The 21,926-nt window shown below is 71.3% G+C and carries 26 protein-coding genes, 1 tRNA gene and 1 pseudogene; 15 read left to right on the top strand and 13 right to left on the bottom strand.

Annotation, left to right across the window (positions count from 1 at the left end):
* Nucleotides 1-20: 20 nt before the first annotated feature.
* The 5 genes and pseudogenes from fmdA to FB388_RS25745 form a co-directional block, all read right to left on the bottom strand.
* Nucleotides 21-1,274, bottom strand: coding sequence for a formamidase (fmdA, locus tag FB388_RS25760; protein ID WP_142104732.1), 1,254 nt, complete (start codon nt 1,272-1,274; stop codon nt 21-23).
* A 29-nt stretch (nt 1,275-1,303) separates the two neighbouring features.
* Nucleotides 1,304-1,945, bottom strand: coding sequence for an AmiS/UreI family transporter (locus tag FB388_RS25755; protein WP_142104731.1), 642 nt, complete (start codon nt 1,943-1,945; stop codon nt 1,304-1,306).
* A 33-nt stretch (nt 1,946-1,978) separates the two neighbouring features.
* The gene (locus FB388_RS40550) at nt 1,979-2,116 is read right to left on the bottom strand and encodes a hypothetical protein (RefSeq protein WP_246122405.1); all 138 of its coding nucleotides are present in this window, start codon (nt 2,114-2,116) and stop codon (nt 1,979-1,981) included.
* 36 nt (nt 2,117-2,152) lie between these two features.
* Nucleotides 2,153-2,257, bottom strand: a pseudogene (locus tag FB388_RS41255) (FmdB family zinc ribbon protein); the annotation flags it as partial.
* 152 nt (nt 2,258-2,409) lie between these two features.
* On the bottom strand, nt 2,410-2,745 hold the full coding sequence (locus FB388_RS25745; protein ID WP_142104729.1) for a hypothetical protein: 336 nt from the start codon (nt 2,743-2,745) through the stop codon (nt 2,410-2,412).
* Between the two features lie 209 nt (nt 2,746-2,954).
* On the opposite strand from FB388_RS25745, the gene FB388_RS25740 reads away from it, so the two are divergent.
* Complete coding sequence (locus FB388_RS25740; RefSeq protein WP_142104728.1) at nt 2,955-3,167, top strand: hypothetical protein; 213 nt, start codon at nt 2,955-2,957, stop codon at nt 3,165-3,167.
* A 45-nt stretch (nt 3,168-3,212) separates the two neighbouring features.
* Here the strand turns inward: FB388_RS25740 and FB388_RS25735 are convergent, their stop codons facing one another.
* Together FB388_RS25735 and FB388_RS25730 are read right to left on the bottom strand one after the other, a co-directional pair.
* Nucleotides 3,213-3,653, bottom strand: coding sequence for an SRPBCC family protein (locus FB388_RS25735; RefSeq protein WP_142104727.1), 441 nt, complete (start codon nt 3,651-3,653; stop codon nt 3,213-3,215).
* 161 nt (nt 3,654-3,814) lie between these two features.
* Nucleotides 3,815-4,417, bottom strand: a complete 603-nt coding sequence (locus tag FB388_RS25730) for a TetR/AcrR family transcriptional regulator (protein WP_246122403.1) — start codon at nt 4,415-4,417, stop codon at nt 3,815-3,817.
* A gap of 79 nt (nt 4,418-4,496) precedes the next feature.
* Between FB388_RS25730 and FB388_RS25725 the strand changes: the two genes are divergently transcribed.
* From FB388_RS25725 to FB388_RS25700, 6 genes are all read left to right on the top strand, one after another.
* Nucleotides 4,497-4,856 carry a hypothetical protein gene (locus FB388_RS25725; protein WP_142106292.1) on the top strand — a complete coding sequence of 120 codons (360 nt, stop codon included), beginning with the start codon at nt 4,497-4,499 and terminating at the stop codon, nt 4,854-4,856.
* Nucleotides 4,857-4,870: 14 nt separating this feature from the next.
* A complete protein-coding gene (locus FB388_RS25720) occupies nt 4,871-5,605 on the top strand; it encodes an SDR family NAD(P)-dependent oxidoreductase (protein WP_142104725.1) in 735 nt (244 codons plus the stop codon).
* A gap of 110 nt (nt 5,606-5,715) precedes the next feature.
* A complete protein-coding gene (locus FB388_RS25715) occupies nt 5,716-6,396 on the top strand; it encodes an arsenate reductase/protein-tyrosine-phosphatase family protein (protein WP_142104724.1) in 681 nt (226 codons plus the stop codon).
* A gap of 20 nt (nt 6,397-6,416) precedes the next feature.
* Complete coding sequence (locus tag FB388_RS25710) at nt 6,417-7,073, top strand: arsenate reductase ArsC (RefSeq protein WP_142104723.1); 657 nt, start codon at nt 6,417-6,419, stop codon at nt 7,071-7,073.
* Nucleotides 7,066-7,827, top strand: a complete 762-nt coding sequence (locus FB388_RS25705; protein ID WP_211362218.1) for an aquaporin — start codon at nt 7,066-7,068, stop codon at nt 7,825-7,827. The genes FB388_RS25710 and FB388_RS25705 overlap by 8 nt, the downstream gene beginning before the upstream one ends.
* The gene (locus FB388_RS25700) at nt 7,824-8,252 is read left to right on the top strand and encodes an arsenate reductase ArsC (RefSeq protein WP_211362217.1); all 429 of its coding nucleotides are present in this window, start codon (nt 7,824-7,826) and stop codon (nt 8,250-8,252) included. Before FB388_RS25705 ends, FB388_RS25700 begins: the two co-directional genes overlap by 4 nt.
* Nucleotides 8,253-8,318: 66 nt before the next feature.
* On the opposite strand, the gene arsM is transcribed toward FB388_RS25700, so the two are convergent.
* The gene (gene arsM / locus FB388_RS25695; RefSeq protein ID WP_246122401.1) at nt 8,319-9,131 is read right to left on the bottom strand and encodes an arsenite methyltransferase; all 813 of its coding nucleotides are present in this window, start codon (nt 9,129-9,131) and stop codon (nt 8,319-8,321) included.
* Between the two features lie 22 nt (nt 9,132-9,153).
* Here arsM and FB388_RS25690 point away from each other — a divergent pair, with 22 nt between their 5' ends.
* On the top strand, nt 9,154-9,573 hold the full coding sequence (locus tag FB388_RS25690) for an ArsR/SmtB family transcription factor (RefSeq protein WP_142104721.1): 420 nt from the start codon (nt 9,154-9,156) through the stop codon (nt 9,571-9,573).
* 39 nt (nt 9,574-9,612) lie between these two features.
* Here the strand turns inward: FB388_RS25690 and FB388_RS25685 are convergent, their stop codons facing one another.
* Nucleotides 9,613-10,218 (bottom strand): TetR/AcrR family transcriptional regulator, encoded by a 606-nt coding sequence (locus FB388_RS25685; protein ID WP_142104720.1) that lies wholly within the window; start codon nt 10,216-10,218, stop codon nt 9,613-9,615.
* Nucleotides 10,219-10,311: 93 nt separating this feature from the next.
* On the opposite strand from FB388_RS25685, the gene FB388_RS25680 reads away from it, so the two are divergent.
* Complete coding sequence (locus tag FB388_RS25680; protein ID WP_142104719.1) at nt 10,312-11,835, top strand: FAD-dependent oxidoreductase; 1,524 nt, start codon at nt 10,312-10,314, stop codon at nt 11,833-11,835.
* A 516-nt stretch (nt 11,836-12,351) separates the two neighbouring features.
* Here the strand turns inward: FB388_RS25680 and FB388_RS25675 are convergent.
* The 3 genes from FB388_RS25675 to FB388_RS25670 form a co-directional block, all read right to left on the bottom strand.
* Nucleotides 12,352-13,164 carry a DUF2510 domain-containing protein gene (locus FB388_RS25675; RefSeq protein WP_211362216.1) on the bottom strand — a complete coding sequence of 271 codons (813 nt, stop codon included), beginning with the start codon at nt 13,162-13,164 and terminating at the stop codon, nt 12,352-12,354.
* Between the two features lie 603 nt (nt 13,165-13,767).
* Nucleotides 13,768-13,926, bottom strand: a complete 159-nt coding sequence (locus tag FB388_RS40545; RefSeq protein ID WP_246122399.1) for an NUDIX domain-containing protein — start codon at nt 13,924-13,926, stop codon at nt 13,768-13,770.
* A gap of 816 nt (nt 13,927-14,742) precedes the next feature.
* Nucleotides 14,743-14,816 (bottom strand) — tRNA-Arg (locus FB388_RS25670).
* A gap of 146 nt (nt 14,817-14,962) precedes the next feature.
* Here FB388_RS25670 and FB388_RS25665 point away from each other — a divergent pair.
* Genes FB388_RS25665 through FB388_RS25650 form a run of 4 tightly spaced genes read left to right on the top strand, consistent with a single transcriptional unit; the run spans nt 14,963 to nt 18,670 of the window.
* Nucleotides 14,963-16,369, top strand: coding sequence for an NAD-dependent malic enzyme (locus FB388_RS25665; protein ID WP_142104717.1), 1,407 nt, complete (start codon nt 14,963-14,965; stop codon nt 16,367-16,369).
* 33 nt (nt 16,370-16,402) lie between these two features.
* The gene (locus tag FB388_RS25660; protein ID WP_142104716.1) at nt 16,403-17,623 is read left to right on the top strand and encodes an alanine racemase; all 1,221 of its coding nucleotides are present in this window, start codon (nt 16,403-16,405) and stop codon (nt 17,621-17,623) included.
* A gap of 13 nt (nt 17,624-17,636) precedes the next feature.
* Complete coding sequence (locus FB388_RS25655; protein WP_142104715.1) at nt 17,637-18,017, top strand: RidA family protein; 381 nt, start codon at nt 17,637-17,639, stop codon at nt 18,015-18,017.
* Nucleotides 18,014-18,670, top strand: a complete 657-nt coding sequence (locus FB388_RS25650) for a GOLPH3/VPS74 family protein (RefSeq protein ID WP_142104714.1) — start codon at nt 18,014-18,016, stop codon at nt 18,668-18,670. Before FB388_RS25655 ends, FB388_RS25650 begins: the two co-directional genes overlap by 4 nt.
* Nucleotides 18,671-18,677: 7 nt before the next feature.
* Here FB388_RS25650 and glgA read toward each other — a convergent pair whose 3' ends face one another.
* Nucleotides 18,678-19,850 (bottom strand): glycogen synthase, encoded by a 1,173-nt coding sequence (glgA, locus tag FB388_RS25645; protein ID WP_211362215.1) that lies wholly within the window; start codon nt 19,848-19,850, stop codon nt 18,678-18,680.
* Nucleotides 19,851-19,871: 21 nt separating this feature from the next.
* On the opposite strand from glgA, the gene FB388_RS39610 reads away from it, so the two are divergent.
* Both FB388_RS39610 and FB388_RS39605 read left to right on the top strand, forming a co-directional pair.
* Entirely contained in the window at nt 19,872-21,065 is a 1,194-nt protein-coding gene (locus FB388_RS39610; RefSeq protein ID WP_170225830.1) for an ROK family protein, read from the top strand.
* Nucleotides 21,062-21,904 (top strand): inositol monophosphatase family protein, encoded by an 843-nt coding sequence (locus tag FB388_RS39605; protein ID WP_170225829.1) that lies wholly within the window; start codon nt 21,062-21,064, stop codon nt 21,902-21,904. Before FB388_RS39610 ends, FB388_RS39605 begins: the two co-directional genes overlap by 4 nt.
* Nucleotides 21,905-21,926: the final 22 nt, after the last annotated feature.

Here is a 21,926-nt window from a genome sequence, read left to right as displayed (position 1 = left end):
GTCGGGCGGCACCGGACAGCTCACGACGTCACGGCGCACTGCCCCCGGTCCTCGCGGGCCGGCCCGGCCGCCGACGGCTTCACGTCGAAGTCGAAGATCGCGGTCGGGAGGTAGAGCGAGCAGCAGGCGTTCGGGATGTCCACGATCCCGCTGATCCGGCCCTCGATCGGCGCGGAACCGATCAGCAGGTACGCCTGCTCACCGGAGTAGCCGAACTTCTTCAGGTACTCCACCGCGTTCAGGCAGGCGCGCCGGTACGCCACGGTGGCGTCGAGGTAGAAGTTCTCGTCGGTCTCGCGGTCCACCGACACCCCGATGAAGGTCATGAACTCCGAGTACCGCGGCTCGACGTTGCCCGGCATGAACACCGGGTTCGTCGTGACGCCGTACGTCTCCATCCCGCCCTTGATCAGGTCGATGTGGAAGTCGATGAAGCCGCCCATCTCGATGGCGCCGCAGAACGTGATCTCCCCGTCGCCCTGGCTGAAGTGCAGGTCGCCCCCGGACAGCTTCGCGCCCTCGGTGTGCACCGGGTAGAAGACGCGCGAACCGCGCGTGAGGTTCTTGATGTCGTGGTTGCCGCCGTTCTCCCGGGCCGGGACCGTGCGGGCGCCGTCCCGTGCGATCGCCTGCGCCTGGTCCCCGCTCGCCGTGCCGCCGAGGGCGTTCTGCTCCTGCGGCGGCAGCGCGAGCGGTGGCACGCGGTCGGGATCCGTGTCGATCAACGCGCGCTCCCGGCGGTTCCACCGCTCGAGCAGCTCGGCCGACGGGGCCGTCCCGAACAGGCCGGGGTGCGTGATTCCGGTGTAGCGCACCCCCGGCAGGTGCCGTGACGTGGCCACCTGGCCGGCGAAGTCCCAGATCGCCTTGTAGGCGTCGGGGAAGTAGTCGGTCAGGAAGCCACCGCCGTTGGCCTTCGCGAAGATGCCGGTGTACCCCCAGCCCTGGCCGGGGGCGTCGCCGTACTCCTGCGGCGCCTGCACCGGACCGAGGTCGAGGATGTCGACGACGAGCAGGTCACCCGGCTCGGCGCCCTCCACGGCGATCGGGCCGCTGAGCATGTGCGCGCGGGTGAGGTCGACGTCGCGCACGTCGTTCGCGGAGTCGTTGTTGCCGATCTGGGCGTCGGTCCACTCGCGGCACTCCACCCGGATCTGCTGCCCGGGACTGACCGTCACCGCGGCGGGTACGTCCGGGTGCCACCGGTTGTGGCCCGGCACCGCCTGGTCCCGCATCGACTTCGCCTGATCAACGCTGAACACCACATCGGGCATCGCAGATCCTCCTTGCCGATACTTGGTGATCAACCCGGCGCCGGATGGGCCGTCCGGGAGGGAGTCGCCGCGGGCGCTCCCGGCGCACGCGGGTGGATGAAGGCGTAGAGGGCCCCGAACACGACGACCCCGCCGACGGCGAGCCCGACGGCGATGGCGCCCTCGTACCGCCACAGGTCGGTGAGCAGGAGGAACGCCGGGATCGCCGCCGTCACCCACGCCTGGATGATCGTGACCCAGCCGGTGTAGCGGGCGAGCCAGTCGTGCTTGAGGCCGAGCAGCAGGAAGAACAACGCCCACAGGAACGACCAGTACAGCCAGATGACGCCGAACGGGCTGTCGCCGAGGATCGCGAAGTTCGCCCACGAGTAGCCGAGCGCCACCACCGCGACGAACAGCGAGAACCAGCCGACGCCGGTGGTGTCGAGCCCGGCGAGCAGGTTGATGCCCACGTAGAGGTAGGTGAAGCCGAACAGGTAGAGCCCCGACGCCGCGAGGATCACGCGCGGGTCGTCGTTCGCGGTGAAGATCAGGAACGTGGGCGTGACGACCTGCAGCGCCCCGACGAACAGGTTGATGGGCGCGGCCGCTCTGCCGTCGACGACCCCCAGGAGCAGCAGCCCGTTGATGAACAAGACGGCTCCGACGTACAAGAGACCGACCAGACCCATGGCGACCCTCCTCGGTGGCACCGGCGGTGTGGGTCAGGGGCGGGGCAGGCGTGCCTGGCGGTGATCGGACGGGACCCGCCTGCGTGCTGCCGGCGGCACCGATGTGACGACCTCCGGGACGTCCCGGCTCGCCTCCTCGCGCAGCCGCTCCCGGGCGGAGGCCGGGTCCATGCGGTTCAGCAGGGGCGCCGACCAGCGCCGTGGGGACGGTTCTTCGCAGGTGGGACAGGTGCGCCGGGCATCGGCTGCCCCCATCGGCAGCGCGACCGTCCAGGGCCCGCAGGCCGGGCACCGGTACTCGTAACGCACCATTGCGTCCCACCGCCCCCGATCGAGGAGGCCGAACGTAGACCCGCGTCGCGGGGTGGGGACAGGTCCTAACGGAGCCCGGGGCGCAGCGGTCGAGGCGCCCGGAGGATGTAGTCCGCGCGCGTCAGAGGGTGGGGAGCGTTGGGTCCGCCGGGTCAGGGCCCGACCGTGGCGAGGATCTTGTCCACCTCGTCCGGCTCGGCGTTCTGCCCCGCCAGCACCTCGCGGATCCGGTCCTCGCCGGGCTGGCCCGCGGGGTACGGGCGGTTGCTGATCAGGAGCTTCGCCCAGCCCTCGGGGTCGTCGACGTCGGCGCGGCGCAGCGCCCCCGCCACGTCGGCCTCCGACGCCCTGTTGACCGACTCCTTCTGAGCGGGCTGCGCGACGGAGGTCACCTGGCCCGGCACACCCGGCTGGTCCGACCCGCTGCGGCCGCCACCGGCGCAGCCGGCCAGCGCGGCCGCCAGCAGGATCGTGACCGCTGCATGCATCCGTGCCCGACGTTTTCCGTCCATCGCGCTGCAAGTACCCGATGGGCAGACGGTCAACCGGGGTTCGAACGTGCGGGTGATCGGCCCGAGGACCTGATGCCCGGCGCGGCCCGCGGCCTGACCTGGTCGTGGACGCCGGCCCGCCCGTGTAACGGCCCGGCGCCCTGCGGCGCTGCCGTCACGTTCTGGGGGCCGAGGGGAGATCGTGCATGGTTCGCAACTGGTCGGGCGAGGTTTCCGAGCTGATCGCCCAGCTCATCGCCGACCGGCCCGCCGCGGTGCTGCAGCTGCTCGCCAGGCACGGCGACGACGGGAACGGGTACTGCCGCGCCTGCACCCTCGGCGCCCAGCGCGGGTTCCAGACCTGGCCGTGCAGCATCTACACCGCGGCCCTGCTCGCGTCCCGGAGGCGCCACCCCTGACGCCGATCGCGAAACCCAGCGCGGTGACCAGGCCCGTCAGCGCGCTCACGACCCCTGGCGCGCGGCGTACTCGGCGAGGCCGTTGGCCATCCTCCGCATGAAGCGGGTGAGGAACCACGTCCAGAACGGGCCGGTCCACCGGAGCTTCGGTTCGAACGTCGCGGACCACGTGATGTCGGTGCCGCCCTGCGCCGCGGTGATGAGCTCGACGAGGCCCCGGTAGGTGCGGAACGGCGGGTTGGGGTTCTCGTAGCCGAACCGGCGGTCGTCGACCATCTCCACGATCCGCTCCCGGTTCACGGTCCGCCCGACCCGGAGGAGCCTCGTGTCACCGACCTGCTGACGGCTCTGCGGATCACCGCCGTCCGCGATCTCGACGGCCTGGATCGGTGACCAGGACGGCCATGTGGCACCGCGTGCGAGAGCATCGAAGACGGCTGCGGGCTCCGCATCGGAATGAGCGGTGACGACAAAGGAATACGGCACGTCCCGATGCTATCCACCGCGAGTTGCGCGCGGTCGATCCGCCGAAACTCCCGATCGCTGTCTCGAGCAATTCTGCCCGCCAATTCGGGTTGGACCGCATCGAGGCCGTCGAAATCCGACGTCGACGCGTCGTGACGTGCCCGCCAGGCGGTTGCAGCGGGTCACCGCCGGAGGAGCACCTGGTCGAGGCTGAGCGGCACCGGCGGTGGCAAGGACGTGTTCGATCCTGCCCGGAACGCCTCGAGCAGGTAGGCCACCAGCCGCCGGGACGCCGCGGGCGCGAGCTCGGCGGGGGCAGCCGAGAGCCCACGGTTGGCCATCAGCACCAAGGTGAGGTCGTCCATCGCGAAGTCGGCACGCAACCGGCCGGAGTCCTTGGCGCGCTGCACGAGCTCGGCGAAACCACGCAGGGCCCGCGTGCGCTCGTCGATGTGCCCGTCCGGGAGCTCCGCGGTGAAGGCGGCGGCGAAACCCCTGTCCTGCGCCTGCATCTCGCACACCTGCGATATCACGGTGCAGAAGCCGCGCCAGGGATCCGGATCGGACAGAGCATCGTCGACGACGGACACGCAGACGGCGAACTGCTCGATGAACGCCTCGGTGACCAGCGACCCCTTCGTGGGGAACCGCCGGTAGAGGGTGGCGACCCCGACGCCCGCGCGCCGGGCGACCGTGGCCATCGGCACTTCCAGGCCGCGGTCGGCGAAGAGCTCACGCGCGACGGCCACGATCCGTGCGCGGTTCTCCCGCGCGTCGGAACGCATGCGAGAAGATTCGGTGCTCATTTCTCCCACTTCCCGGCAACCGGACGAGGTGCTCCACTTCCGAGGTTACGTTGGTGTCGTGTTCTTCAAGCGATCGCATCTCACGCGGCTCAACGCGTGGGTCAGTGGGCTACGCACCTCTCCTCGTTGGGGGAGGTTCGTCCGCAGGCACATCACCGTCGTGACGTACACGGGCCGACGTTCCGGGCGCACCTTCACCATTCCCGTCGGCTACAAGCGCGACGGCGACGTCGTCACCATCGGCGTGCGGTTCCCGGACGCCAAGAGCTGGTGGCGCAACTTCCTCGGCGCCGGTGGTCCGATCACGATCGAGCTCGACGGCACCAACCGGACCGGCCACGCGGTGGCCGAGCGCGACCGACGCGGGCGCGTGGCCGTCACGGTCGACCTCGCACACAGCAGATCAGAACAGCCATGAGGCCCGCCTCCACGATGTCCAAGCTCCATGGCAAGACGGCGGGCATCACCGGTGGCACGATCGGAATGGCCTTGACCACCGCGAAGCTGTTCGTCGAGGAAGGCGCGCACGTCGTCGTCACCGGACGGCGCAAGGACAAGCTGGACGACGCAGTCGCCGAAATCGGCCACAACGTCACCGGCGTGCAGGGCGACGTCAGCAACCTCGACGACCTCGACCGCCTGGTCGAGGCCGTCATCGCGCACACCGGCCGGGTCGACGTGCTGTTCGCCAGCGCCGGGAACCACACCTTCGATGAACCACTCGGCGCGGTGACCGAGCGGTCCTTCGACGAAGTCTTCGACGTCAACGTCCGGGGCACCTTCTTCACCGTGCAGAAGCTGCTGCCGCTGATGCCCGACGGCGCTTCGATCATCCTCAACGGCTCGGCCGCTGCGGTCCAGGGCAGCCCCGGTAGCACCGTCTACGCCGCGAGCAAAGCCGCCCTGCGGTCATTCGCCCGCACGTGGACCACCGATCTGAAGGAGCGGCGCATCCGCGTCAACGTCCTCAGCCCCGGCGCGATCCACACGCCCTCGTTCGAGACCCTGCCACCGGAGTTCAGATCCCAGGCCCTCTCGGCGATCCCCGCCGGCCGCCTCGGCGCCGAAGCCGACGTCGCCACGGTGGCACTGTTCCTCGCGTCGGCGGACTCCGGCTACATCACCGGTGCCGAACTGCCGGTCGACGGCGGCCTCACCCAGGTCTGAACCGCCCACCCGGTCGTCGGCTTGCTCGGGTTCCAGGTGGTGAACGGTCGACCCGGACCGCGCTGAGGCCGCCATTGACAGCGGAACATCGCTCAGCGAAAATTGACTCAATGTCCATTGAGGCAAGTGAACTGGTCGCTCGGGCTGCCGTGCACGCAGCTCTGGGCGACCCGGTGCGGCTGGCGATCGTGGACGCTCTCGTACTGGGCGAGGCCTCGCCGTCGGAGCTGCAGCGGCTGCTCGACGTGCCGTCCAACCTGATGGCGCACCACGTGCGTGTCCTGGAGAAGGCAGGTGTGGTGCGCCGGCACCGGTCCGAGGCCGACCGGCGCCGCACCTACCTGGCGCTCGCCCCGACGGCGTTGAGCGCGCTGCGGCCGACGGTCACCCGGGACGCGGTGCGGGTGGTGTTCGTCTGCACCGAGAACTCGGCCCGCTCACAGCTCGCGGCGGCGCTGTGGGCCGACACGAGCGCCGTCCCCGCCACCTCGGCGGGCACCCGCCCGGCTCCCGCGATCCACCCGGGCGCGCTGGCGGCCGCGGAGCGGCACGGCCTGGCGCTGCGGGCTGCCACCCCACGCCACCTCGACGACGTGGTCGACCCGGCCGACGTGGTGATCACCGTCTGCGACGCCGCCCACGAGGAGCTCGCCGCCGCCCCGGACGAGCGCCGCTTGCACTGGTCGGTTCCGGATCCCGCCCGCACCGGCGACGACGGCGCGTTCGACCACGCGATCGACACGCTCGCCGACCGCATCACCCGTGTCGCGCCTGCGCTGCGGCCCAGCTGAGCAGCCCACCGGAGGAGACCGTGCGCACCGACCACCGATACCCCGACCTGTCCATCGACCAGCAGTTGGCGCTGAAGACCGCGGCGTCGAACCTGGCCCGCCAGTTCGACGGCACGTTCGGCACCGAGACCATCGAGCGTTTCCTGCACAGCTCCTACGACGAGTTCGCCGGCCGGGCCGCCGTGCTGAACTACCTGCCGCTGCTGGCGGAGCGGTTCGCCCGCCAGCGGCTGCAGGCTCTGGCCAAGGTGGAAGGCCGCCACGACGCGGGCGTGCCCGTGGTGCTGTTCCTGTGCACCCACAACGCCGGCCGCTCCCAGATGGCGCTCGGGTTCTTCCAGCACCTGGCCGGGGACGATGCCATCGCCTGGTCGGGCGGCTCCGAGCCCGCCTCGCGGGTCAACCCAGCGGCGATCGAGGCCATGCGGGAACGCGGTATCGACATCTCGGGCGAGTACCCCAAGCCCTGGACCGACGAGGTGGTCCGCGCCGCGGACGTCGTCGTCACGATGGGGTGCGGTGACGCGTGCCCGGTGTTCCCCGGTCGCCGCTACGAGGACTGGGTCCTCGACGACCCGGCCGGGCTGGCGGTCGACGACATCCGCCCGATCCGCGACGACATCGAGCGTCGGGTCCGTGGACTGCTGCGCGAGCTCGAGGTGCCGGCACGTGCCTGACCCCGCACCCGCGCTCGCCCGGCGGCTGCTCGCCGAGCTCGTCGGCACCGGGCTGCTCGTCGCCGTCGTGATCGGCTCCGGCATCGCCGCCCAGGAGCTGTCCCCGCAGGACACCGGCCTGCAACTGCTCCAGAACTCGATCACCACCGTGTTCGGGCTCGGCGTGCTCATCCTCGTGTTCGGGCCGGTCTCCGGGGCCCACTTCAACCCCGTCGTCTCGGCCGTCGACTGGGTGCTGGGGCGCCGCCACGGCACCGGCCTGAGCGGATCCGACGTTCTCGGCTACGCGGCGGCGCAGATCATCGGCGGCATCGCAGGCGCCGTGCTGGCCAACCTCATGTTCGACCTGCCGGCCCTGCAGATCTCCGACACCGGCCGGACCGGGCTCGGACTGTGGGTCGGGGAGGTCGTGGCCACCGCCGGGTTGATCGCGGTGATCGTCGCGCTGGCCCGCACTGGTCGCGCGTCGCTGTCGGCGGCGGCGGTGGCGTCCTGGATCGGTGCCGCCTACTGGTTCACCTCGTCCACCAGCTTCGCCAACCCGGCCGTCACCCTCTCCCGGATGTTCAGCGACACGTTCGCCGGCATCCAGCCCAGCTCCGTGCCCGCGTTCGTGCTCGCGCAGATCCTGGGAGCCGTCGTCGGCGCCGTGCTGGTCACCGCCCTCTACCCGGACGCTCCCGCCGCGGCCGGCTCGGTGGTCGTACCGGCCGAAGCCACCCCGCACCGCCCCTCGGACAGGAGTCGCTCGTGACCGCCACCCGGCCCCAGGTGCTGTTCGTCTGCGTGCACAACGCCGGACGCTCGCAGATGGCCGCAGCCCTGCTCGCCCACCACGCACGCGGCGCCGTCGAGGTGCGCTCGGCCGGCTCCGAGCCGGCCGACCGGGTCAACCCCGCAGTCCGCCAGGTGATGGCGGAGATCGGCATCGACCTGTCGGCGGAGCAGCCGAAGCGGCTCACCACCGACGCGGTGGAGGCCTCCGACGTCGTGATCACCATGGGCTGCGGCGACGCCTGCCCGGTGTTCCCCGGCAAGCGCTACCTGGACTGGGAGCTTCCCGACCCGGCAGGCAGGCCCGCCGAGGAGATCCGCCCGATCCGCGACGAGATCGACGCCCGGGTGCAGGACCTGCTGACGGAGCTGGGCGTCGCGCCGACGGACACTTCGAGCCGATGACGTCTCCGTCGGTGCTGTGCGTCTGCGTCCGCACGGCGGGAAGTCCCAGTGACCGCGTGCCTGCGGTCAGGGTTTGCGAGCGCGGACGATCGCCGAGGATGCGTGCTCGTGTACCCGGTGGGTCTCGGTGATCTCCACGTCGGCGAGCCCGGCATCGCGAAGCGCCTGCTCGAACTCGGCCCGGGTGAGGGCGCCTGCGATGCAGCCGGTCCACTGCTCGGTATCGGCGCGTGTCTGCGCGTCCATGTCCGGGTCGGCGATCACGTCGGAGACGGCGAACCGGCCGCCGGGGCGCAGCACTCGCGCTGCCTCGCGCAGCACCACCGCCTTGTCGGCGGCCAGGTTGATGACGCAGTTGGAGATGACGACGTCGACGCTGCCGTCGGGTAGCGGGACGTCCTCCAGATAGCCCTGCAGGAAATCGACGTTGTCCACGCCGGCGGCTGCGGCGTTGCGGCGCGCCAGCTCGAGCATCTCGGGTGTCATGTCGAGCCCGATCGCCCTGCCGCCCGGTGCCACTCGTCGGGCGGAGATCAGCACGTCGGCGCCCGCGCCCGAGCCGAGGTCGAGGACGACCTCGCCGGGCAGCAGGTCGGCCACCGCGGTCGGCACGCCGCATCCGAGCGACGCCGACACCGCGGATTCCGGCGCTCCCGCGGCCTCCGCCGCGTCGTAGAGCTGTCCGCCGAAAGCGATCTGAGCCGACGCCGGAGCGCAGCCGGTGGGCCCGCAGCATCCGCCGGTCTGCTCGACCTCCAGGGCTCTGGCCTGATCGTGTTCACCGGCAGCGGACCGCGTCGCGGCCGCGGCGTAGCGGGCCCGAACCGTCTCGCGGATCGTCGTGCCGGTCCTGATGTCGCGATCGGTCTGCTCGGGCACTGTGCACCTCTTGGATCGATGGATGTCGAAGCAGAGGTTGCTCGCTTGGATAGATGACTGTCAAGATAGCGAGGTGGCGGAACCGGTACAGGCGCTGACCGAGCTGTCCACCCTGGTTGGCGGATCGCCACTGGTGCGCGAGCCGCTGCCCGCCGAGCGGGCGGTCGAGCTCGCGCAGATGTTCAAGGCCCTCGGCGACCCGGTGCGGCTGCGGCTGCTGTCACTCATCGCGTCGCACGTAGGGGGCGAGGCCTGCGTGTGCGAGCTGACCGACGGCTTCGAGCTCGCCGGCCCGACGATCTCCCACCACCTGAAGGTGCTGCGCGAAGCCGGCCTCATCAGCGGCGAGCGGCGCGGGACGTGGGTCTACTACCGTGTCGAGCCGCGAGCACTGGCTCAGCTCTCGGACGTGCTGTCGATCGAACAGTCGGCCGCTCGATAGCCGCTGGTGCGGTCGACCGCGACCGCTGAATCGGGGGCGTCAAGCTGCGTGGTGTGCCCGTACGAGGGGCAGGAAGAGATCGTCGACGATCGACCGGATGCGTTCAGGGTCCAGCGGCTTGAGGTCCATGAGCATGTCGTGGCGCACCAGGTCGAACGGCATGGCGAGCACGCTCGAAGGGATGCGTTCGAGGTCGATCTCGCCCCGAGCGTGTGCGCGCTCGTAGACGGTGCGCCTGCGCGGGTGGAGCTGGTCGCCCATGACCTGCTCACGGATCTGCGCGGGAGACATCCCGGTGTCGGCCAGCAGTCCCGAGAACGCGGCACCCGCGGCGATGGCGAAGAACCCGGCGAGGGCTTCGCTCACGGCCGTCAGTTGTGCGAGCAGGTCGCTCCGCAGGGTGCCGGTGTCGGTCGCGGGGACCGGATGGGTGTCCCGATAGTGGTCGAGCGCGGCGAGCACGAGCTGGTTCTTGTTCGCCCAACGGCGGTACAGGACGGGCTCGCTCGTGCTGGCACGGGCGGCGACGGACCCCATCGTCAGACGGGCGTACCCGACCTCGACCAGCTCGTCCCACCCGGCAGCGAGGATCGCGGCCTCGAGCTGCTCGCCGTGCCGACGGCGCCCGGACACTCCGGTGGTCACGAGAGCACGGTAGAAAGGTTTGCCTTTCTAAGCAACCCGTCGTACGGTCGAAGACAGTGATTCCTTCCTTACGTGGAGAGGTGGACGTCCGAGATGGCGACGACACGACCGCAGCAGCAGGGGCCGACGGTCGTGATCGTGGGCGCCGGCCCGACCGGCCTGACGCTGGGCTGCGAGCTCGCTCGTCGTGGCGTCTCGTTCCGGCTGATCGAGGCGGCTCCCGGCCCGCGGCCGGGTTCGCGTGGCAAGGGTGTGCAGCCGCGCTCCCTCGAAGTGTTCGAGGATCTCGGGGTCGTCGACCACGTGCTCGCCAACGGCTGGTTGGCGATGCCCATGCACTCGACCGCGCCCGACGGTCGGGTGACGCGCGGCGGTGTCGTGCCCGAGTCGCTGACGAACCGTCCCGACATCCCGTGGGCGGCGAGCCTGATCACGCCCCAATGGCGGGTCGAGGAAGCGCTTCGGTTGCGGCTGTCGGAGCTCGGCGGTGCGGTCGAGTTCGGCACGGCTCTGGTCGGGTTCGAACAGCGGGATGACGGCGTGATCGCGGAGGTCGTCGCAGGCGGCGTGCCCGAGACCGTCGAGGTGCGGTGGCTGGTCGGCTGCGACGGTGGCCACAGCGCCGTCCGCAAGCAGGCCGGCATCCCGTTCGTCGGTGAGACGCGCGAGGAGGTGCGCATGCTCATCGCGGATCTCGCGGTCGACGGCCTCGATCGCGACGCCTGGCACTCGTGGCAGCATCCGGACGGGATCGTCAGCCTCTGTCCGCTGCCCTCGACCGACCTGTACCAGTTCTCGGCAACCATCGCGCCCGGTGCGGACCCCGGGCTCGGCCTCGCGCGTATGCAGACGATCCTGGAGCGGCGGACCGGTCGCACCGACATCCGCCTGCACGAACCGGAGTGGGCGTCGCTCTGGCGCGCCAACATCCGCCTCGTCGACCGCTACCGCGAGGGGAACGTCTTCCTCGCAGGCGACGCGGCACACATCCACCCGCCCGCAGGCGGGCAGGGCATGAACACCGGCATCCAGGACGCGTACAACCTGGGCTGGAAGCTCGCTGCGGTCGCGAACGGCACCGCGTCGCTCGAACTGCTCGACACCTACGAAGCAGAGCGGCGGCCGGTCGCCGCCCACGTGCTCGAACTCTCGAACGCGCGCCTCGAGCAGGCGCTCGGGGACAACGTCGTCCCCACCCGCCGCGACGCGAGCACGATCCAGCTCGACGTGGGATACCGGGGCTCCGCCCTGGCGCGCGACGACCGCGACGACGAGACGCCGCTCCGCGCAGGCGACCGCGCCCCCGACGCGACGAAGCTGGCGACGATCGACGGCGAACGCCGCCTGTTCGACCTGACCCGCGGTGGACGGTTCACGCTGCTGACCTTCGGCCCCGAGACCCCGGCCGATTTCCCCCAGGCCGTGCTGAGGACCTTCCACGTCGTCGAACGACCGACCGGGCCCGACGAGATCGCCGACACCGCAGGCCATCTCGCGGCGGTGTACGACGCGTCCGACCGCACCCTCGTGCTGATCCGCCCCGACGGCTACATCGGGCTGATCTCCGACGTCGGCGACGTCCGGGCAGCGACGGACTACTTCGCCGCGATCAACTGACCCGCCCGTACTCCGCCGCTGCTTCGAGCCGGTTGAAACAACCGCTCGGCCAGAGGCGCAGGCGCCGCGAGCTGCTGGAGGCCGTGGTGCCGTACCGGGTCAACGCCCGGCTCAGGTGTCGGTGTGCTGCGTGCCCGGCGCGATCGCCGCCCACGCCTGCGGGTCGAGCGGGGCCACCGGCCCGTTCCCGGGGCCGGGCGTGGATCGCGTCGCACCGTGTCAGTGCGGGTGAGGTCGAGCAGCCGCACCGTGCGGTCGGTTCCCCTGAGCACGACCTGTGTGTCCGACGGTGCGAATCTGGCGGTTGTGACGGCGCCGAGCCGCTGCCCGCGGGTGGTCAGCGCGACAGGAAGGGCGCGGGGCGAGGTTCCCCCGTCACTGGTGTTCGCAGCCTGCATACGCTCGGGAACACCTCTACACCCGCGACAGCCGGAGACAACAAGATCCTCGCTCGCCCGTACCTCGGCGCGAAGTCAAAGGTGCAGACCTCGCACGAGACGGAGCCGGTGGGGAGTCCTACACCCGCAGCATTGTGCTGCTCGTCCATTGGAAGCCATCCCACCACCGGTAGTACGGCTGACCGCTCGGGTCGAGGTACCAGCCCGCCGGAACCTGTGGCTGTGAAGGAGGCGCAGCGGTCGCAGGCGGGAGGGGCTGCTGACCGACGACCGGAGCAGACGCTAAGGCTACGTAGATCGGAGTCGCGATAATCAAGTCGGGCTCTTTGTGTAGCACCCTGGCCACGAATTCCACGTCTGCCTCTTGAGACGTAGCTGCGGCCGCAATCTCGAAGGCCTGAGCGTGCGTGAAGTACGGCGGTGACGACGATACATGCTGCCCGGTTGGATCGCGAGCGATTCGATTCAAGAACTTCAACGTATAGTAGAATAAACTGTGCCGGGATTCGTTCCTCTCTAGCTCGCCCACAACGCTCGTTGTTGATCCAATTAGGCCAATCCTAATGCCCTCGATCGTCCCACCGAAGAAGGCGACGTCAGCAGCATATCCTGATACGATACCGTACTTCATTGTCGCAGTGCCCTTAAGGTACTGCTTAGGTTCGGCGACGGTCCCGACCTCGGCATGACGCTCTAAGTAGTCCGAGATTATTGCCGCACGGAGCTCAAGGCCAGCACGCTCCTCCTCTGCTCCACGCTTGACGGTCGCCTCCACGACTCCGACGCTCGCCTTCACCTCCGCATCCAGTGAGCGGATAAAGCTGCGTGGGACCTGCGGGTATAGCATTTCGATTTTCGTTCTCGATAAGTAGAGGTAGTATCTGGGCGCGATACGCCTTCGTTGTTGGAGCCATCCGCGCCACGTCGCCATCTTGGAGACCTTGCCAGCAGCAACGAGGCTGCGCAAGGCGCAGACCGCAGACGATGTTCGTCGAATCCGTCCGATGGGGCGATGGCATGAAGCTGAGATCTTGGTCTGTCGCCCGACTCTCTCGGCGATGAAGCTGAACGAATCGGGTCTACCTGGCAGCATTGATGTGCGTGTACGGGTCCTGACCTGTGTGGATGCCCACCCGAGATTCTTACCGTTCGGCGCGGGCTGGTGGACATTGTGGCAAACGGGACCCCACAAGCCGCGGACTCCGCAATGAGGGACCCCGGTGCGGCATCCCGTCGACCTGCCCGTCAGGCGAGGACCTGTCCTTGCTCTTGCTCGCCGCAACTCGGCGCGCTGATCTTTGCGGCGCCGTAGGCGCCGCTGGGTGCCGTGCGATCGGTGGAACTCCGACCGAGACCGACGAAGCCCAACAGGTCTGCTGGCTCACCCCTAATGAGGTTCGGCAACGGATGCGCCTGCATTCGCCGTCCGCATCCTCGATGCCCTCAGCGACCACGTTGCTAGCCAGCGCATGAGGTGGACCTGATCGACGCCTGACTTCCCGCGTTCCCGCGTCCTGGCGTTTGGCGCCTGTGTTCAGACTTTCCTTCCTTGCTCACGGAAGACGAGTGCGACCACACCGCGGGTCATGTTCTTGTAGACGCCGGACAGGTGATCGACGGTGACCTCGACGCCGGTCTCTTCGACTACCTCGCGGCGGACACCTTCCTCGAAGGTATCGCCGAGTTCGAGCACTCCTCTGGGCGCTTTTCACCGGCCGTTCTCGCGCCGCTGGACTACGAGGACACGGCCGTCGCCGCGGACGACAACGCCAGCGCGGTGACGAAGTGCGTTGCGGCAATGCCCGCCGCGCGAGGTCCTCATGGCCGCCAGACTACGAGCGTCTTGTCGTCGTGGCGCTTCGACTGCGGGAGGAACCAACGTCCGGGTCGCTCTTCTCGTCCCACTCGTGGAGCTGTTCGAGACAACGGTGTACGTGGCCTGAGTTCGCGGGAAGGGTCGACAAGTCACTGTGTCGGTGATCGAAGGGACGTTGAGCGCCGTCGGTAGCTAGTACGCACCGCTCGACCTGCTCGGCCGGGTAGCGCTGGACGAGGGTGTGGTCGGCGGCTGCCGGGTCCGCTTCGGTGATCTAGTAGCCGCCTGGGCGGTTGGGTGCTGCGCGCTCGGCTTGCTGGATCTCCCGCAGCAAGGTCCGGTGGGCGGAGTCGAAGCCATGGCCAGCCCGGAGGCGGCTCCCGTACTGCACGCGGAGGTGTGGCGCTATCCGGACGATGCGGTTGTCGGTAATGCGCTCGAGGTGGCCGCACGGAGACCGAGCAGCGCGGTGCTGTCGCCGAGCGCGGCTACCTCGATGACGTCGCCCGGGAGATCGCCGACTACTTGGGGCATAGCGCATCTCGATGACGCAGGACGTCTACATGGCACGCCGGGTGTCCGGCGCCGCCGCATCGGCCGCTCTGAACCGGTTCGCGCCAGGCCGCGAACGGTAGGTATTCGGTAGGTCGATCTTCGGTGACGAGAGGCTCGCCGCCGTGATCAGGAAGTCTGTGCCCCCGGCAGGACTCGAACCTGCGACCTAGAGATTAGAAGGCTCTTGCTCTATCCAGCTGAGCTACGAGGGCGTGGTGCGGTTCGGCCGGAAACCGCATCCCGAGCGTAGCGGCTCCCGGGCCAGGGGCTAGTGCCGGGCGATCACTTCCTGCGCCGGACGTCCGCACCGTGGAAGTCCGGGGTGGCCGGGCGGCGGGAGCCGGAGAAGAGTTGGGCCATGGCTGCGACGAGCCCCGGCTACTCGATCACCGTCCGCGCGCGCATGAAGAAGGGGTCGGGGGGTGCGGCCGACATCGCGTCGGCGGTCTCGGCGGCGGGTGGGTCGTTGACCGCGATGGACGTCGGTGGCTCCACGTCGACCGAGCTCGAGGTGGACGTGAGCTGCGACGCGATCGACGGCGCGCACGCCGACCGGATCTGCGAGGCGATCTCGGCGCTGCCCGGTGTCGCGATCCACAAGGTGAGCGACCGGACGTTCCTGCTCCACCTCGGCGGCAAGATCGAGGTCACGCCGAAGGTGCCGTTGAAGCACCGCGACGACCTCTCCCGCGCCTACACCCCCGGCGTTGCCAGGGTGTGCCAGGCCATCGCCGACAACCCCGACGACGTGCGCAGGCTGACCATCAAGCGCAACACCGTCGCCGTGGTCACCGACGGTTCCGCGGTGCTGGGGCTGGGCAACATCGGGCCGGCCGCTGCCCTGCCGGTGATGGAGGGCAAGGCGGCGTTGTTCAAGCAGTTCGCGGGGGTCGACGCGTGGCCGGTGTGCATCGAGAGCCAGGACGTCGACACGATCGTCGAGATCGTGCGGAACCTGGCGTCGGTGTACGGCGGGATCAACCTGGAGGACATCGCGGCGCCGCGGTGCTTCGAGATCGAACGCCGGCTGCGCGAGCTCCTCGACATCCCGGTGTTCCACGACGACCAGCACGGCACCGCCATCGTCGTGCTCGCCGCGCTCACCAACGCGCTGCGGATCGTGGGGAAGGCGCCCCAGCAGGTGCGGGTGGTGCTGAGCGGCGTCGGCGCGGCCGGGCACGCGATCATCCGGCTCCTGCGCACCCAGGGGTTCGGGGACATCGTGGCCTGCGGGCGTCGCGGGGTGCTGCGCCCCGAGGACGCGGGCGCCGACGAGTTCCGGCGCTGGATCGTCGAGCACACCAACCCGCGGGGCGTGCAGGGGAGCCTCCACGAGGCGCTGCGCGGCGCCGACGTGTTCATCGGCGTGTCGGCTCCCGACCTGCTGACGGGGGAGCACGTCGCCACGATGGCGTCCGACGCGATCGTGTTCGCACTGGCCAACCCGGTGCCGGAGGTGGACCCGTTCGCGGCGGCGCAGCACGCGGCGATCGTCGCCACGGGACGCTCGGACTTCCCGAACCAGATCAACAACGTGCTCGCGTTCCCCGGCTTCTTCCGCGGGATGCTCGACTCCGGCTCGCACGAGGTCACCGACGGGGCGATGCTCGCGGCGGCCACCGCGATCGCCGACTGCGTGCACCCCGACCAGCTCGCGCCCGACTTCATCGTGCCGTCGGTCTTCGACTCGCACGTGGCGCCGGCCGTGGCGGAGGCGGTCCGGAAGGCGAGCCCCCGGCAGCGTCATGAGAGCAGCGCTCATTGACTTGTCGTAGATCGTTCTCACAGACTGCTGGAGATGGCCAAGACCGCGACCCTCCCCGTGCTCGCCCACAGCGCGGCCGAGCCGCTCGGTCCGCACTTCCGCAACCTCCCCGATCGCGTCGGTACGGTCGGTGAGATCGGGGACCTCGGCTGGCGCGTCACCGACCTCCTGCTCCCGACGCTGACGCTGCGACGGTCGGCGCTCGACCACAACACCGCGCTGTTCGCGCGCTGGTGCGCGGACGCCGGTGTCGACCACGCGCCCCACGGCAAGACGACGATGAGCCCCCAGCTCATCGGCGAGCAGCTCGCGGCCGGGGCGTGGGCAATCACCGCGGCCACGGTGGCGCAGACCCGGCTCATGCACGCGTGGGGCGTGCCCCGCGTGGTGCTCGCCAACGAGGTGGTCGATCCGGTGGGGCTGCGCTGGCTCGCCGCCTCGGACCCGGGGTTCGACGTGTACGTCCTCGCGGACAGCGTCGCGGGCGTGGACCGGATGTCCGCGGCACTCGCCGGCGCACCGCGGTCGCTGCCCGTGCTCGTCGAGCTCGGCGTGCCGGGCGGGCGGGCCGGCGCCCGCACCCGCGACGAGGCGCTCGCCGTCGCGCACCGCGTCGTCTCGGCACCGGGCCTGGACCTGGCCGGGGTCGAGTGCTTCGAGGGCGTCTACCCGCAGGACCGCGCGGAGGGGTCCGTCGCGCAGGTCGACCGGTTCGCCGCCGACCTCGCCGCCCTGCTCGCCGACGTCGACGGGCTGGCCGGGACGCGCGCCGAGCTCGTGCTCACAGCGGGCGGATCGGCCTACCCCGACCGCGTGGTCGCCGCGTGGCAGGATCTCCCGCCGCTGTCGCGCCCGGTGCGCAAGGTGGTCCGCTCCGGCGGCTACCTCACCCACGACCACGGCCTCCTCGCCCGCTCCTCCCCGTTCGCGCTCCGGCCTGCGATGGAGCTGTGGGCCTACGTGCTCTCCACCCCCGAGCCCGGCCTGGCGATCTGCGGGTTCGGCAAGCGCGACGCCTCCTACGACGTCGACCTGCCGATCCCGCTCCGCGGCCCGCGCGGCCCGCTGCGCGGTTCGAGCGTCGTGAAGCTGAACGACCAGCACGCCTTCGTCGGGCACGAGGGTGAGCTCGCCGTGGGTGACGTCGTCGCCTTCGGCCTGTCCCATCCGTGCACCGTCCTCGAGAAGTGGCCGCTCGTGCCGGTTCTCGACGACGCCGACGCCGTGGTCGGCGCGGTGCGCACCTACTTCTGACATCGGAGGATCCATGGCCAAGCGCGCCGTCAGCACCCCCGAGGCCGCCCCGCCCGGCGGGCCGTACTCCCAGGCCGTCGTCGCGGGCGACCACGTCTACCTCGCGGGTGCCGTCCCGACGAAGCCCGACGGCACGCCGGTCCGCGGCACGTTCGAGGAGCAGGCCCGCCAGGTGTTCACCAACCTGCAGAAGACCGCGGAGGCTGCGGGCGCGTCGCTGACGGACGCCGTGCGCGTGGGGGTCTACCTCCGCGACTTCGGCGACTTCGCGGCGATGAACAGCCTCTTCGCCGAGTTCTTCGGCGCGGAGAACGCGCCGGTGCGCACCACGATCCCGGTCGCCCTCGACGGGTTCGACATCGAGGTCGACGCGATCCTCTACACCGGCTCATGACGCTCACCGAGGACCTCGTCCTCCTGCTGCTCGACCCCGGCAGCGGCCGGGCGGTCGTCGACAGCACCTCTCTCGACCGTGCGATCGGCGGGGCGTTGCTGCTGGACCTGGCCACGCGCGAGCGGATCACGGCCGACGGCAACGGGGCCAGGGCGCGCCTCTCCGTCGCAGTCGCGGCGTCCACCGGTGACCCGCTGCTCGACGCCGCACTCGCCCGGCTCGACAAACCGTTGCGGGCGCAGCGCGCCGTCGAGCGGCTCGCCCGCGGCACGCGCAAGCCGGTGCTCGAGCGCCTCGCCGAGCAGGGACACGTGCGTCGCGGTAGCTCCCGGCTCCTCGGTCTCCTCCCGGTCACGACCTGGACGCCCGGCGACGCGGCGAAGGAGCTGCGGGCACGCGTGGCCGCCGTGCTGCTGGACGGGGCGCAGCCCGACCAGCACCTGGCCATGCTGATCTCCCTGGTCCACGCGGTGAAGGCCGAGCACAAGGTCGTCGACGGGCCGCGGCGGCAACTGCGCGCCCGCGCGGCCGAGGTCGCCGACGGCGAGTGGGCCGGGCAGGCCGTGCGCAAGGCGGTACAGGCGGTTCAGACGAGCGTCATGGCCGCGGTGGTGGCGTCGAGCGTCGCCGCGGGCTCGTCGAGCGGCTCCTAGGGCGTGTTCAGGCCGCGGTGAGCGCGGAGTAGATCGTGGCCGTCCGTTCGGCCGCGCGGTCCCATGCGAACTCCGCGAGGACGCGGCGCCGTCCCGCGCGTCCCATGGCGCCGGCCAGCCCGGGGTCGGCGACCAGCCGGTCGATCGCCGCGGCCAGATCGCGTTCGAACGCCTCGGTGTCCCGGGCGTCGTGGGGCACGAGGACGCCGGTGACCCCGTCGGCCACCACCTCGGGGATGCCGCCGACGGCCGCGGCGACGACGGCGGTCCCGCACGCCATCGCCTCCAGGTTGACGATGCCGAGCGGCTCGTACACCGAAGGGCAGCAGAACACGGCGGCGTGGGTGAGCACCTGGCGCACCTGCGCACGCGGGCGCATGCCCTCGACGAGGACGACGCCGCCCCGCTCCGCGGCCAGCTCGGCGACCGCGGCCCTGGTCTCGGCCGCGAGCGCCGCCGTGTCGGGCGGCCCGGCCAGCAGCACGAGCTGCACGGCGGGGTCCAGGAGGCGCGCGGCGCGCAGCAGGTGCGTCAGCCCCTTCTGCCGGGCGACCCGGCCCACGAACGCGACGTAGGGCCGGTCGAGGTCGACGCCGAGCGGTTCGAGCAGGTCGACGGCGGGATCGGGGCGGTAGAGGTCGGCGTCGACGCCGTTGTGCACCACGTGCACGCGGTCGGGATCGAGCTGCGGGTAGCAGTCCAGCACGTCGACGCGCATGGCCGCGCTGACCGCGATCACGGCGTCCGCCGCCTCGTACGCGGTGCGCTCCGCCCAGCTCGACACCCGGTAGCCGCTGCCGAGCTGCTCGGCCTTCCACGGGCGGCGCGGCTCCAGGGAGTGTGCGGTGACGACGTGCGGGACGCCGTGCAGCTGCGCCGCCCAGTGTCCCGCCATCGCGGTGTACCAGGTGTGGGAGTGGGCGAGGTCCGCGCCTGCGAGTGCGGCGGCGACGGACAGGTCCGCCGACAGGATCCGCAGCACCGGGTTGGCCGCGCGCAGCCGGGGGTCGTCCTCGGGGTGCGCGGTGGCGCCCGGCCGCGCCGCGCCGAGGCAGTGCACGTCCACGCCTACGCCGAGCTCGCGCAGTGCGCCGACCAGGAACTCCACGTGGACGCCGCCACCGCCGTACACGTGCGGTGGGAACTCCCTGGTGAGCACGGCCACTCGCTTTTCGTTCACGGCGTGAGCATAATCAGCTCCATGATCCCGTCAACCGCCGCGGAGCTGCGCCGCGCCGGCCTGGTCCGCGCGTTGCGCGCCGTCCACGCGGCAGGCGGGCAGCACACCCGGGCCCGGCTGGCCCGCGAGCTGAGCTGCACGCGTGCCACCGCAGCCGCGCTCGTCGCCGACCTCGCGGAGCTCGGGCTGGTCGCGGAGGGCGCGGCGGCGCCGTCCGGGCGGCGCGGGCGCCCCACCACTGCGCTCACGCCCGCTCCCGGCGGGCCGGTCGTGGTCGTCCTCGAGATCGCCGTCGACGCGGTGCGCGACGCGGCGGTGGGGCTCGGCGGTCGTCTGGGCGAGATCCGGGCGGCCCCGCTGGCATCCCATGAGCCCGACCGGGTCCTGGGCCTGGCGCGCGCCGCACTGCATGAGCGCCTCCGCGCCGCGGGACGCCGGTGCGCCGGCGTCGCGATCTCGATGTACGGGATCGTGGAGCAGCCGACCGGCGTCGTGGCCTCGGCCCCGAACCTCGGATGGGACGACGTCGACGTCCTGCCGCACCTCGGCGTGCCGGCCGGCCTGCCGGTGCTCGTCGACAACGTCGCCCACCTGTCGGCGCTCGCCGATGCCCGCCGGGGCCGCGGGCGAGGTCTCGGCTGCGTGCTCTACCTGCACGCCGCCGTCGGCCTCGGCGGGGCGCTCGTGCTCGACGGCAGCCCCCTGCGCGGGCGGAGGGGCTTCGCCGGGGAGTACGGGCACCTGCCGCTCGGCGAGCACGGCCTCCCGTGCCGGTGCGGGGCGCGGGGCTGCTGGGAGACCGAGGTGGACCAGCTGGCGCTCGCCAGGGCCGCCGGACGGGAGACGCCCCCGCATGCGGCGGCCGCGACGGCCACTGCTCTCCTGGCCGGCGCCGCAACCGACCCGCAGGCGCGGCGCGCCGTGCACGACGTGGCCCGCGGTCTCGGCCGGGGCATCGGGGCGCTGGTCAACGCCCACGACCCGGATCTCGTCGTGCTGGCCGGGCACGCCGCCGCGGTGCACGCGGCCGCTCCCGACGTCGTCCACGACGCAGCCGGGCACGCCGCCCTGCGCGTCCACCGCGGCGCCCTGCCGCCGATCGTCCCGACCGCGTTCGGCGAGGACGGCGGCCTCGTCGGCGCCGCCGAGTCGCTCTTCGACCGGCTCCTCGAGGACCCGATTGCCCTCGCCGCCAGCACCGAGGCCCGTTCATGACGCCCTACGCCCCGGAGCTGCGGTTCGCCCGCGCGTTCGCGGCCGAGGCCGTCGCCGTGGTCCGGCGGATCCGCGCCGACGGGTTCGACGTCGCGACGAAGGCCGACCACACCCTCGTCACCACCGCCGACCACGAGGTCAACCGGCAGTTCATCGAGCAGGTCGTGGCGCGCTTCCCGGGCGACGGCGTGCTGGGCGAGGAGGCCAGCCGCCTCACCGGCGGACCCCGCACCTGGGTGATCGACCCGATCGACGGCACCCAGCAGTTCGTGCTCGGCATCCCGGTCTTCATGGTGTCCGTCGCCCTCGTCGTGGACGGCCGCCCGGTCATCGGCGTCGCCGCCAACCCGTCCACCGGCGAGACCTACTGGGCGGAGGCAGGCGCCGGGGCGTACCTGGACGGCGCTCGGCTGCGGGTGTCGCGCCGCGACGGGACCACGGTGCCCGTGATCGTCAGCGGGGGCGGCGCGCAGCCCGTGTCGCCGAACGGCCTGGACGCCGACGCGCTGCTGCGCGTGCACACCGCACCTGCCGTCAGCAGCACGGCCCAGCGCTACCCGTGGCCGACGGTCTTCTCGGGGTGCAAGGTGGCCGAGGGCAGCTGGGACGCCGACCTCTTCGGCCACACCACCGCGCACGACGTGGCCGCCGTGTGCGTGCTCGTGCGTGAGGCGGGCGGAACGGTGACCGACCGCTCCGGCGCCGACCAGCGTTACGACCGTCCGGTGGACGGCTGCATCCTTTCCAACGGGCTCGTGCACGAACACCTGGTGCGCCACTGGCGGCCCGCGCGCGCCTGCCCGGCACCGCCCGGTCGTGACGGTGTCAGCGGCGGCTAGGCCGTCCTGCCCCACACGCAGG

Origin of the sequence: Pseudonocardia cypriaca (genome assembly GCF_006717045.1) — a bacterium.
GTDB lineage: Bacteria > Actinomycetota > Actinomycetes > Mycobacteriales > Pseudonocardiaceae > Pseudonocardia > Pseudonocardia cypriaca.
This window is presented reverse-complemented; position numbering and strand designations above follow the sequence as displayed.

Coding starts and splice junctions, on each gene's coding strand:
- FB388_RS25755 (WP_142104731.1), bottom strand. CDS start 1,945: ATGGGTCTGGTCGGTCTCTTGTACGTCGGAGCCGTCTTGTTCATCAAC.
- fmdA (WP_142104732.1), bottom strand. CDS start 1,274: ATGCCCGATGTGGTGTTCAGCGTTGATCAGGCGAAGTCGATGCGGGAC.
- FB388_RS25665 (WP_142104717.1), top strand. CDS start 14,963: ATGGCTGCGACGAGCCCCGGCTACTCGATCACCGTCCGCGCGCGCATG.
- FB388_RS25720 (WP_142104725.1), top strand. CDS start 4,871: ATGTCCAAGCTCCATGGCAAGACGGCGGGCATCACCGGTGGCACGATC.
- FB388_RS25730 (WP_246122403.1), bottom strand. CDS start 4,417: ATGCGTTCCGACGCGCGGGAGAACCGCGCACGGATCGTGGCCGTCGCG.
- FB388_RS25740 (WP_142104728.1), top strand. CDS start 2,955: ATGGTTCGCAACTGGTCGGGCGAGGTTTCCGAGCTGATCGCCCAGCTC.
- FB388_RS25655 (WP_142104715.1), top strand. CDS start 17,637: ATGGCCAAGCGCGCCGTCAGCACCCCCGAGGCCGCCCCGCCCGGCGGG.
- FB388_RS25650 (WP_142104714.1), top strand. CDS start 18,014: ATGACGCTCACCGAGGACCTCGTCCTCCTGCTGCTCGACCCCGGCAGC.
- FB388_RS25715 (WP_142104724.1), top strand. CDS start 5,716: ATGTCCATTGAGGCAAGTGAACTGGTCGCTCGGGCTGCCGTGCACGCA.
- FB388_RS25675 (WP_211362216.1), bottom strand. CDS start 13,164: ATGGCGACGTGGCGCGGATGGCTCCAACAACGAAGGCGTATCGCGCCC.
- FB388_RS39605 (WP_170225829.1), top strand. CDS start 21,062: ATGACGCCCTACGCCCCGGAGCTGCGGTTCGCCCGCGCGTTCGCGGCC.
- FB388_RS40550 (WP_246122405.1), bottom strand. CDS start 2,116: ATGGACCCGGCCTCCGCCCGGGAGCGGCTGCGCGAGGAGGCGAGCCGG.
- FB388_RS39610 (WP_170225830.1), top strand. CDS start 19,872: ATGATCCCGTCAACCGCCGCGGAGCTGCGCCGCGCCGGCCTGGTCCGC.
- FB388_RS25680 (WP_142104719.1), top strand. CDS start 10,312: ATGGCGACGACACGACCGCAGCAGCAGGGGCCGACGGTCGTGATCGTG.
- FB388_RS25660 (WP_142104716.1), top strand. CDS start 16,403: ATGGCCAAGACCGCGACCCTCCCCGTGCTCGCCCACAGCGCGGCCGAG.
- FB388_RS25690 (WP_142104721.1), top strand. CDS start 9,154: ATGTCGAAGCAGAGGTTGCTCGCTTGGATAGATGACTGTCAAGATAGC.
- FB388_RS25745 (WP_142104729.1), bottom strand. CDS start 2,745: ATGCATGCAGCGGTCACGATCCTGCTGGCGGCCGCGCTGGCCGGCTGC.